Annotated in this window: 10 protein-coding genes; 4 read left to right on the top strand and 6 right to left on the bottom strand. The window is 62.6% G+C overall.

The window, feature by feature from the left end; genetic code table 11:
• Positions 1–90: 90 nt before the first annotated feature.
• From R2N11_RS23875 to R2N11_RS23865, 3 genes are read right to left on the bottom strand one after another with little or no spacing between them, the layout of a single operon-like run.
• A complete protein-coding gene (locus tag R2N11_RS23875) occupies positions 91–966 on the bottom strand; it encodes a peptidyl-prolyl cis-trans isomerase (RefSeq protein ID WP_316682623.1) in 876 nt (291 codons plus the stop codon).
• A gap of 15 nt (positions 967–981) precedes the next feature.
• A complete protein-coding gene (locus tag R2N11_RS23870; protein ID WP_430715472.1) occupies positions 982–2,754 on the bottom strand; it encodes a ShlB/FhaC/HecB family hemolysin secretion/activation protein in 1,773 nt (590 codons plus the stop codon).
• A 1-nt stretch (position 2,755) separates the two neighbouring features.
• Complete coding sequence (locus tag R2N11_RS23865) at positions 2,756–4,900, bottom strand: two-partner secretion domain-containing protein (protein ID WP_316682622.1); 2,145 nt, start codon at positions 4,898–4,900, stop codon at positions 2,756–2,758.
• Positions 4,901–5,264: 364 nt separating this feature from the next.
• On the opposite strand from R2N11_RS23865, the gene R2N11_RS23860 reads away from it, so the two are divergent.
• A complete protein-coding gene (locus tag R2N11_RS23860) occupies positions 5,265–5,708 on the top strand; it encodes an acetyltransferase (RefSeq protein WP_316682621.1) in 444 nt (147 codons plus the stop codon).
• 89 nt (positions 5,709–5,797) lie between these two features.
• Here R2N11_RS23860 and R2N11_RS23855 read toward each other — a convergent pair whose 3' ends face one another.
• On the bottom strand, positions 5,798–6,454 hold the full coding sequence (locus tag R2N11_RS23855; protein ID WP_316682620.1) for a LysE/ArgO family amino acid transporter: 657 nt from the start codon (positions 6,452–6,454) through the stop codon (positions 5,798–5,800).
• A gap of 73 nt (positions 6,455–6,527) precedes the next feature.
• On the opposite strand from R2N11_RS23855, the gene R2N11_RS23850 reads away from it, so the two are divergent.
• A complete protein-coding gene (locus R2N11_RS23850) occupies positions 6,528–7,424 on the top strand; it encodes a LysR family transcriptional regulator ArgP (RefSeq protein WP_199032079.1) in 897 nt (298 codons plus the stop codon).
• Positions 7,425–7,572: 148 nt separating this feature from the next.
• Positions 7,573–8,004 carry a hypothetical protein gene (locus R2N11_RS23845; protein WP_199032080.1) on the top strand — a complete coding sequence of 144 codons (432 nt, stop codon included), beginning with the start codon at positions 7,573–7,575 and terminating at the stop codon, positions 8,002–8,004.
• Between the two features lie 24 nt (positions 8,005–8,028).
• Here R2N11_RS23845 and R2N11_RS23840 read toward each other — a convergent pair whose 3' ends face one another.
• On the bottom strand, positions 8,029–8,862 hold the full coding sequence (locus R2N11_RS23840) for an aldo/keto reductase (protein WP_316682619.1): 834 nt from the start codon (positions 8,860–8,862) through the stop codon (positions 8,029–8,031).
• Between the two features lie 160 nt (positions 8,863–9,022).
• On the bottom strand, positions 9,023–9,943 hold the full coding sequence (locus tag R2N11_RS23835; RefSeq protein ID WP_316682618.1) for a LysR family transcriptional regulator: 921 nt from the start codon (positions 9,941–9,943) through the stop codon (positions 9,023–9,025).
• A gap of 132 nt (positions 9,944–10,075) precedes the next feature.
• Between R2N11_RS23835 and R2N11_RS23830 the strand changes: the two genes are divergently transcribed.
• Complete coding sequence (locus R2N11_RS23830) at positions 10,076–10,996, top strand: pyridoxal-phosphate dependent enzyme (RefSeq protein WP_316682627.1); 921 nt, start codon at positions 10,076–10,078, stop codon at positions 10,994–10,996.
• Positions 10,997–11,006 lie beyond the last annotated feature (10 nt).

Below are 11,006 nucleotides of genomic sequence, written 5' to 3'. Positions count from 1 at the left end.
TTTTCGGGCGATGGCTGTCCGCGCCCCTCCTCCCTGGAGCGGTGCGCGGGCCTTGCGGGCGACCTGATTCAGCCGCCTTCGATACCGTCGTTACTGCTGAATGCGGGCGTTCTTCATCAGGTCCACCACAACCTGGGTGGTGGCCTTCTGCACCTCGACCTGTTCGAGCTGTTTGCGCAGCACGTCCTTGATCTGGTCATACGGCGGAATCTGGGTCGGCCGTTTGGCATCGACGCGCAGGATCCAGAACGCGTCGTCCACCTGAACGGGCGCAGCGGAGGCCGCCCCTTCCGGCAGTTGCGTGAGTGCCGTCGCCAACGGCAGCGGCCAGTTCTGGGTTTTGCCGGCTTCAAGCGGAAGCTTGAACGACACCCAGTTCAGGGCGCCGCCCTGCGCGGCCGACGGGCCCTGGCTGTACTGCTTGGCCAACTGGGCGAAGTCCGTTCCCTTCTTGATCTGGTCGAGCACCTTCTGAGCGGTGTCCGCATCCTTCACCACGATGGCGCTGGGCTTGTACTCAACCTCACCCAGGGTGCCGATGATCAGGTCGTACTTGGCACGCACGTCGGCATCGGACACCGGCGCCGGCTTCACGGCATCACGCAGGTAGTCCTGCGTCATGGCCATGGTCTTGGCCTGCTCCATGGCGGCACGCACATTGGGGCGTGTGTCGTAGCGCCCCCTCTCCGCTGCCTGCCGGAACAGTTCCTGCGCGATCAGCTGGTTCTTCACGGCTTCTCGAACCGCAGGCGTTGCGGCAACCTTGGCAGCGGCGATGGTCTGGTCGACCTGTTGTTGCGTGATCGGTGTGCCGTTCACGCGTGCCACAACACCGGCCGGCAACGGTCCGGCATCGGCCGCCGGTGCAACGGCCTTGTTAGCGCCCCACGCATGCTGTGCACTCAGGACAAGCAGGCCGGATATCAATGCGCCACGCAGCATGCGGGCGGTTTTGCGGTCATTCATCATCAATCCCCTGGATTACATCGACCAATTGAGGGTGGCCAACAACACGGTGGCCTTCTTGCCCAGCGCAGCCGGCTGCAGCACGGCTTTGCCCAGCAGCAACTCACTGGTAATGAGTTGCTTGCGGAATTTCCATTGCAGCCGCACACCAGCTCCGGTGCCGGCGACGGTCGGCCAGCCGCCCTGCGCAACCAAGTGCGCTTTGCCGCCGTCCAGAAACAGATAGGGTTCAATGCGGGCGTCGCGCCAGACCGGGGCGTTTTGCCAGGCCAGCTCGTTGCGGGCATACACCCCGCTGTCCCCAGCAATGCCGCCTTCCGTGAAGCCGCGCACGGAACTCATCCCGCCCAGAAAGATCTGCTGCGTCCCGAACAGCGCCACACGGCTCAACTGGCCATGGAGCGTGCCGCGATACGCCCACGACGTTGGGCCGACGGAGCCTGCTGTCATCTGCACCGTTGCGGTGGCGTCAAGCTTGCTGAACTGGCTATGCGCATCCGTGCTGGCAATGCCCGATGCATCGTGGTCGGCATCCAGCCAGGGCACGCCGCGCGAGTAGCCTGCCTCGTAGGTCACCGTGGCAGGCTGGCCCGCCGAGGTGAAGCGCGCAAAGCCGTTGAGCGCCGCTCGCACCACCGAAAGATTCTGCGGATTCAACTCCAGCCCGTTCACGCTGCGTTCGGACCGGGTCTTGGTGAAAGTCAGGTCGAAACTGAATCGCCCTGCTCGGGACCGGCTCAGCACCGAGTTCCAGCCGAGAATCTGACTGAACGACCGGCCCTGCAGCAACGCCACGTCACCAATCAGTTGCTGATATTCCGACACCGAAGTGGTGTAGCTGAAGGTCTGGTACCCCACCGGCACGGCGGTGGAGAAGACCAGCGCATTGCTGTCCTTCGTACCGACGTAGTTCAGACCGAACGACTCCTGCAAGCCGATCAGGTTGTCCGCTTCTGCACCAAACCGATAGCGCTGCCGTCCCGTCTGGGAGCTGCCGTAGTTGTCGAGCCCGGCGTCGTAGAAGAAGCGATCCCCAGGCCGATTCGCAATGGCAATCACCGAGTCCCCGGGCGATTGGCCGGGCAGGATCTGGATCTCCGCCTGATTGCGGCGCAAACGGTTGATCTGGTCTACGCCTTGCTCCAGATCAGGCAGGCGCAATACGTCGCCAACGCCATCGCTGAATGCCCAGGCTGTTCCGGCGTCGGTCAGCAAGCCGCCACCTTCGGTCTGGAAGAACTGTGCGTGCACCGGCAGCGGCCGTAACGGTGTCCCGTTCAGGGTGTAGCCCCCAACACGGCCCGCGATGACGTTGATCTTGAGCACGCCAGAGGCAAGGTTCTGCGGCCCCAGGTATGCGCGCGTCGTGATATAGCCACGCTCGATGAACGCCTCGGTCACCCGTCGCAACAGCAGGTTCACCCGGTTCTTGCCAAGCCGATGCCCCAGGAACGGTGCAGCAACGGCCTGCATGTCCTTCTGGGAAAGTACCGTGTCCCCAGTGAATTCCACCTCACGGATCACGAACATCGGCTCCACGTCGGGCAAGGAATCGACGTCCGCCCCCTTGGGAATGTCTGGAACAGCAGGCGCCTGAGGAACCGCGATCTGCGCAGGTGCCTGCTCTGCCTCCTGCTGGCGCTCACGGGCCCGCTGGTCTTGCAGCAAGCGTTGGGCGGGGTCCTGCTCAGGACGCGCCGGCACCAAAGCGGCAGGCGGCAACGCCTGGGCGAATGCGCCGGACACACTCAATACCGCCATCCCGGCGACCAATCCGATGCGCCGCATGTCAGAACCCGATCCAGGAGATCAGACCCAGGTGGTTCTGAATCGTGACTGGCGTGCGCGACCTTGCCCGAATGGTGACTACGCCGTTGCTGGCCTGCACGCCATTCGGCGCCCCGAATAGCCCGCCGTTGATGTCGGCCTCGCCAACGACCTGAATCTGCCCGCCGCCCGCCTGGAAGATCCCGCCCGTGTCTGCCCGGTAGATGGCCGCCCAGTTATTGCCAAACCAGGATTTCATGTCATGCGCGCGCATGAATGCCGTGTAGCCCGCTACACCCTGCGCGATCACCTTCGGTGCCGAGAGCTGCAGCGTACCGATGGCCTGAACAATCCCCCCCAGATTGAGGATCTGGCTTCCCGCGGTCAGCGCAATGTTGCCGCCGGCCTGCATGACGCCACCGTACGATTGCACGGTGCTTGACGCGTTGTAGCGGCAGAAGAACAGGCAACTCTGTCCAAAGCTCGCCTGCCCGGTAAACGCTGCGGAAGTGGTCAGTGCACCGGCCGCACGAATCGTGATGTCGCCATTGTTCGACAGAATCGACCCACCGTCGTTGACGACGTTGTTGGCGGTGATCCTGACATTGCCACCGTCTGCAGTGATGTACGACAGATGCGTCGGGTCCACCACCGCACCATAGTCGACCGTCAGGCCGGATTCGCGCTTGGAGAAGAACAGCCAGCGCGTGCCGCGATTCGAGTACGTGACAGGCTCGCCCCCATTGACACCATTGGTGTGGTCAATGACGTTGAGAAAATCTCCACCCGCCGACAGGATGACCTGTTGATTCGACAGGATGCGGGCATTCCGGTTGGTGATGCCGCCAGCCGCCGTGATCGAAACATCGCCACTCTGGCCAAACAGGATGCCAAGCTGACTGCCAGGTGTCGTTTGGTTGATGACGTTGCCGCCAGCGTTCAAGGTGACGGCGCCAAGTGAATCCGTGTTCCCGCTGATACTCGTACTGCCCTGAACGAGCGTGTTCACGTTCGAGATGTCGCCCGCGCTCTTGATCAGCACGCCGTTGTTGACGGATGCCAGCGTGCTGGTGCCAGAACCGGTGTTTTGGAGCACAACCGATGCGCCGCCCAATACCACTGCGCCGTTGGCGACCACACTGCTTTCAGACAAGCCAATGTTGCCGGTAGCCGCAATGCTGAATCCGCCGCTGCTGGCTTTGGCATTGACGCCGTCAAGCTGCACCGCGTCCTGCACATTGAGGTTCACGTTGTTGGCGGCCATCAGGGCTGCGTTCGTCAGTTGCACGCTGCCATTCGACGTCAGCACGAAGTCACCATACGACGCATTCAATGCACCGGCGCTGCGCACCCCTGTCCCCTTGTCAGTCACGATCAGCTGAATGCGGCCACTGGTCAAACTGCCTGCTGCCGAGATGTCGATGGCATAACTGTTTGCCGATTGTGACTGGCTGGGCTGGGTCAGCTGCAGCCAATCGTGACCATTGTCGGTCGGGGACAGACCGGTATCGATCACGGCATGGCTCGTGCCGGCCGTCAGCCGCGTGAAAGCCGTCGGAGAGGAGAACGCATTGGTGATAGGCCCCTGGACGCTGATGTTCTTGGCCAGCATGTCCAGCCCAATCAGCGTACCGGTCAAACCTTTCGGCCCCACCACAATGGTGCCGTTGCTCGTATCGAGGTTGACATTGCGCTGATAGCGCCCAGGCGCGGTCTGTATATCGGTAAAGCTGACGCTCCCGGTGGACAATGCCAGGTGCCCGGTATTGACGAAAGATCCGCCGTCGACCGTGATGCCATTGGGGTTGGCCAAAATGACGTTGGCCATGGGCCCGGCCACAGACAGCTCGCCCGAGATGAGGCTCGGGTTCGTGCTCGTCACCTGATTGACGATGGTGCGCGCATTGATGCCGACGTTGTTAAGGGTGGCACCGGGCGCGCCGACATTGAACTGCGTATAGGTGTTGTGCGACACCCCCGATACAGCAGGCGCGATATTGACGACCTGCCGGCCACCGGCGCCAGACACGACGCTCGTTACAGTTCCGCTGTCAGGAACAATGCCTGCGCCCAGCGAGGGAACACCCCACGCCAGCAAGTACAGACTGACAGCATGATGAAACGCCGAGCGTGCGCCGCGGCGTTGAATGCGAATCGACTTGACCATCTCTGCTTCGCCACTTGTTGCCAAGTGAAACCACTCCCTGTTTTTTTATTGTTCGCGAGCGAAACAGATGATTGCCGCGACCTCAGTCCATGAGGTGTATACGGCGACGATATTCGCGACTTAATACGTCGATATCCCCTCTGTAGCGGGGTGAAAATCGAAAATCACGCAATAGATTTACAATCGGCCGCCGCACGCGCCCAATTGTTTTCAAATGGAAAAATTGAAACCACCCAACAGAGGGGTGCAGGTATGCAATTAAAATAACTAAATACTGATTTATTGATTATTGAATTTATACTCTGGTGAGCCCGACTTGCTGACAAACGACAGACACCAGTCACATAACCAACGCGGACCAGCCATGATCCAACTCCGCACATCCACCCAATCAGACGCCGAACGAGTGCTGGCAATCTGGCGCAACGCCGTCGACGCTACGCACCACTTCCTGCGCCCAGAAGATCGCCTCGCCATTGAATCGGAAGTGGTGGCGTTTCTTCCCAGCGCACCGTTGGAACTCGCCGTCAATGAAACCGGCGAGGCGATCGGCTTCATGCTGATCAACGCGCAACACATGGAGGCGCTGTTCATCGATGCGAACCATCGCGGGACGGGGGTTGGCCGCTATCTGGTGGAAGAAGCGCTGAGACGTCACCCGAAACTGACCGTTGACGTGAACGAACAAAACACTCAAGCCGTCGGCTTCTATGAACGGATGGGCTTCGAACACTGCGGCCGATCAGCGCTGGATAGCCAGGGGCGCCCTTACCCGCTGATCCATCTGCGTTACCGGCTGGCGGCATGAAGTCGCGTGGTTACGGGATCGGAAAACCATCGCGTCTCGCCAAACGCGCTGCGCCTGCTGCACCGGAGCAAGCGCACCAGCCGATCTGATCAGCCGAAGATCCCTGTGAATGCATGTCGCAGCAACAACGCAGCCAGCACAAGCATGGTCGTACCGATCAGGCCATCCAGCACCTGCCACGCGCGCGGCTTGGCAAACCAGGGCGCCAGCCAGCGCGCACCGAACCCAAGCGATACAAACCAGAACACACTGGCCGAACTCGCTCCCGCAACGAACCAGCCACGCAATGCCGCCGGTTGCTGCGCACCAATGCTGCCAACCAGCAGCACCGTATCGAGGTAGACGTGGGGATTGAGCAGCGTAAAGGCTGCCGCCTGCGCCAGCGCAGCGCCCCGGCTCAAACCATCGCCGCCCTCTGACGCCCGCAATTGACTGGCGTGCCGTGCACGTTGCAGCGCCCGCCACCCATACACCGCCAGAAAGACGGCACCGGCCAATGCCATTGCATTGGCAAGCCCGGGACGCTCGCCCAGCGCCCGAGCCATGCCCATGACCCCAGCCGTCAACAGCAACGCATCTGCCACCGCGCAAAACAGCACCACGCTGCCCACGTGCTCGCGGCGCAGCCCCTGGCGCAATACAAACGCGTTCTGCGCGCCAATGGCGACAATCAGCCCCAGGCTCAAGACCAAGCCCTGAAGGGAGACAGATAGCGCCAGCGAAATGGGGGTCAGCAAGGTGTCCATGCATACAGCTTGCCTGCGCCCATCAATGAAGACAAACTATCCTTACTTCATTCAATTCAGTTTTACTTAACATATGCTGGATTACGCCGCCCTCTCTGCGTTGGCTGCAGTCGTTCGGGAAGGCAGCTTTGAGCGCGCTGCACGTGCACTCCATGTCACGCCATCGGCGATTTCACAACGCATTCGATTGCTGGAAGAGCGCGTAGGCTGCGCGCTGGTGGTGCGCGATCAACCTTGCCGGGCAACAGAGACGGGGCGACAGCTCTGTCAACATGTCGACCGCGTCCGGCTGCTCGAACAGGAGTTGCAGGGCGCGCTGCCCGTGCTGGCGCCGGAGGGCATTGCGCGGGTGCCGCTGCCCATCGCCGTGAACGCCGACAGCCTGGCCACGTGGCTGGCCCCAGCCATCGCGGCCTTCGGTGCCGAACACCCGGTGCTGATGGAGGTCGCGGTGGATGATCAAGACCACACCACCGAATGGCTGCGCAGTGGCGCCGTGCTCGCTGCCGTGACCGCCACGGCCCGCCCGGCAGCCGGCTGCAACAGCCGGCCATTGGGCTCCATGCGCTACCTTGCGGCCGCCAGTCCGGCGTTCGTGCAGCGTCATTTCGCTGACGGCGTGGGCGCTGGCAGCTTAGCCAAGGCGCCCAGCCTGCTGTTCAACACCAAAGACGAGTTGCAGGCGCGCTGGGCACGGCGTCTGTGCCACCGGCATGTCGAGCTGCCACGGCACATGCTGCCCTCGCCTCAGGCATTTGTGGCAGCGGCAGTCGCGGGCATGGGATGGGGCCTGCATCCGCAGACGCTGATCGCGTCGCACCTCAAGGCGGGCTCACTGGTTGAACTGGTGCCCGGCACACCGCTGGATGTACCGCTGCACTGGCAATACGCGAGGGCGGCGTCGGCCTTGCTCGATGGGCTGAGCCGCAACGTGCTGGCTGCCGCGCACGCTGCGCTGTTGCCTTCTTGACGCGCTTCGATGCAAAGGATTGCGGAAAACGACGCCCCACCCTGCCCCCAACGAAGTCGTTTCCAATTGTTACTGGCGTGAGGCATGGTCGACTTGCCGCCCGCACAAAGGGTGGTGCGAGAACCGCTCGTGGCAGTACAGTGCAGCCATGAAATCCGCCCTCTACGCCCCGTCCCTCGTTCTGCTGACCCTGCTTGGCGCATGCGGATCCCCCGCGCCATCGCAACAGCAGCTTGCCGATCAGGCCAACACCAGCAACTCGGTCATTACCGACAACGGCTGGCAGGCGCTGCGCGTCCGCTACTTCGACTGCGTCCAGCGTCGCGCTGACGAACAGGTGACCAGTCAAGCGGATACAAAAACGGTGGTGTCATCCGTGCTGGATGCGTGCGAAGGCGAACTCAAAACCATGCACGACGCCTTCCATGACTACCTCAGCGCGCAGATGGTGTCGTCCCACGGAAAATCGGGGGCGCGCCAGGCAGCCAATCAGGTCACAGAGAGCTCACGCGAGAAGGCACGCGTGTTCGCCACAGACTACGTGAACTACGCGCGCTACCAGCAAGCCAAGGCACGCTGAGCGCAGCGTGTATAGCTGACAGGCTTACAGCATTTCCAGCGGCCGCGGCCCTTTCGGTGGCGGAAAGATGCGGTCCAACTCAGCCAGTTGCTCGGGCGTCAGTTCGTACGCCAGTGCCCCAACGTTTTCACGCAAGCGCTCGCGGCGGCTGGTCTTGGGAATGGCGATGATGCCGTCGCGCGCCAGCAACCACGCCAGCGCCACCTGTGCAGGCGTCATGCCGCACGCCTGCGCAAACGGCACCAGCTTCGGGTGACGCGTCAGGTGCGCCTGCTCGATGGGGGAATACGCCATCACGGGCACACCGCGTTCGCGCAGCCAAGGCAGCAGATCCCATTCGATGCCGCGTCGGCCCAGGTTGTAGAGCAACTGGTTGACCGCAACCTGATCGCCGCCGGGTACGTCCCAAAGTTCTTCCATGTCCGACAGATCGAGATTGCTCACGCCGTAGTGGCGGATCTTGCCCTCGCGCTGCAGCGCCTGCAGGCCTTGTACGGTCTCTTCCAGCGGGACACTGCCGCGCCAGTGCAGCAGATACAGGTCAATGCGATCGGTGCCAAGCCGGCGCAGGCTACGCTCGCACGCGGCAGCAACACCCCGCCGGCTGGCGTTGTGCGGATAGACCTTGCTGACGAGAAACACCTCGTCGCGACGCCCGGCAATCGCCTCGCCGATCATCTCTTCGGACAAGCCTTCGCCGTACATTTCCGCCGTGTCGATCAAGCGCAGGCCGAGGTCAAGCCCCAGGCGCAGCGTGGCGATTTCCTCAGCGCGAGCTGCGCGGCTCTCGCCCATATTCCACGTTCCCATACCGAGCGCTGGCACGCGCTCGCCATCGGGCAAGGTGACATGTTTCATGCGTGTTGTTCCATTTGGAGCCGGTGGGCGGCTGCGACGCCCACCACAGCACCCACTCGCGCTCGTTAGCATCCCATCAATCTACAAGACGCCAGGCACACGGGTAAGGCCCGATCCGTCCGGTCAGAAAATACGCGACAAACACCTGCTAACGCGCCGATTAGGCCCGGCGCGTTCGTCCTCCACGACCCACCACCTCCCGCAACGCTTGCGCAAACCGCGTAACAACGGGCGTGGCCGCGTCTTCGTCAAAGGTGAATTCCACATCGAAGCGATCGGATACCTCTCGCAGCGGCACAAGCTGCACAGTGGGTGGACACAGGGCGGACAGGCTCTCCGGCACAAATGCACACCCCATGCCCGCCGCCACAAGACCCACCACGGTTGGGATGTCGCTGCCGATCTGGGTCACACGCGGCGTGAAGCCGACGCGCTCGCATTGCCGCATCAAGAAACGATGGTGCGCGGAAGAGCGCTCCGGATCGAACCACACGAACGGCTGATCCGCCACATCGGCCAGCCGCTTCGGTGCCTTGTGGTGGGCAGCTTGCGGTGCGGGCATGGCCAGCACAAAACGGTCGCTCAGCAGCGCAATACCGGACAGATGCGGCGCCTCGTCACGGCGCCAGGCCATGATGCCGCCGTCGATCTGCTTGCGCACAATGGCGGCCGCCTGCTCTGCAGAGAGCATCGGCGCCACCGCGACCTTGACCTCCGGACACGCAGCGCGAAATGCCTGCAGCACGTTCGTCACAACGGTTGCGCTGAGATAGTTCGGCAACACACCCAGGTGCAGTTCACCGAGCTGACCTGCAGCGCATCGCAAGGCACGATCGCGCCCGGTTTGCAGATCAGCCAGCAGTTGCTGGGCGTCACGCAGAAAACTCTCGCCGGCGGCGGTCAACTGCACGCCCCGCGCCTTGCGCGCCAGCAGCGGCGTGCCAACGGCGGCCTCCAGCTCAAGGATTTGTCGCGACAAGGCGGGCTGGACAATGCCGATGGCCCGCGCGCCCGCCACCACGCTACCCGCCTGCGCGACCGCAATGAAGTAGCGAAGGTGGCGTAGTTCAATGTTCCGCATATCGATTCGGCACGGTCTTATCCATACTTATCAAGCATAGCAAATCCGCTTATAAAGCATTTGTACGCATAACTATGAACGCCTACGATGGATGCCCCCATGAACAATCGCCGCGGCACATCACGACGAGACATGACGCTCCACATCCACACGCCTTACGTACAGTCCCAACCCTATTCACGGCAGCTTGCTAAACCGGTGTGGCTGAAGATGGAAGCCGCGCAGCCGTCCGGCTCGTTCAAGCTGCGCGGCATCGGTGCCCTGTGCGAAGCGCAGCGTTCTGCGGGTGCGCAACGATTCATCTCATCGTCTGGCGGCAATGCGGGGATTGCGGTGGCCTATTGCGGGCGCAAGCTCGGTGTTCCCGTCTCGGTTGTGGTGCCGGAAAGCACACCGCAACGGGCGCGCGACCTGATCCGCCAGGAAGGCGCGGGGCTGGTCGTCCATGGCGCCGCGTGGGCAGAAGCGCATGCGTTTGCACAGTCCCTGATCGGCCCAGGGGACGCCTTCGTACACCCATTCGACGATCCGGTCATCTGGCACGGACACGCCACACTGGTGGACGAAATGGCGGCCGCCGGACACAAGCCCGGCGCGATCCTCCTCGCCGTGGGCGGGGGTGGGCTCTTGTGCGGCGTGATGGAAGGGCTGCAGCGCAACGGGTGGTCCAACGTGCCTGTCGTTGCCGTGGAAACGGAGGGAGCCGACTGCTTCGCGCGTTCAATCGCACAAGGCAAACCCGTCGAACTCGCCACCATCTCGAGCGTGGCCACCTCGCTGGGTGCCAAGCGGCCTTGTGACGGTGCGCTTGAATGGGCAGCCCACCGAGAAATCTACAACGTTGTGATGTCGGATGCGCAGGCAGTGAAGGCAGCACTCCGGTTTCTTGACGAGCACCGCGTCGTTGTCGAGCCAGCCTGCGGGGCGGCATTGGCGGCACTGGATTGCGGGCACCCCGCACTCAAGGCAGCCTCCAGCGTTGCAGTGGTGGTGTGTGGCGGCGCCACGGTCACCGCTCAGCAACTACACGACCTGGCAGCACGGTTCGATTGACGTTGGCCGC

This window comes from Ralstonia flaminis (assembly GCF_958415495.1).
Classification (GTDB): domain Bacteria; phylum Pseudomonadota; class Gammaproteobacteria; order Burkholderiales; family Burkholderiaceae; genus Ralstonia; species Ralstonia flaminis.
Note: the sequence above shows the minus strand (reverse complement) of the source record. Positions and strands in the feature narration are given on the sequence as shown.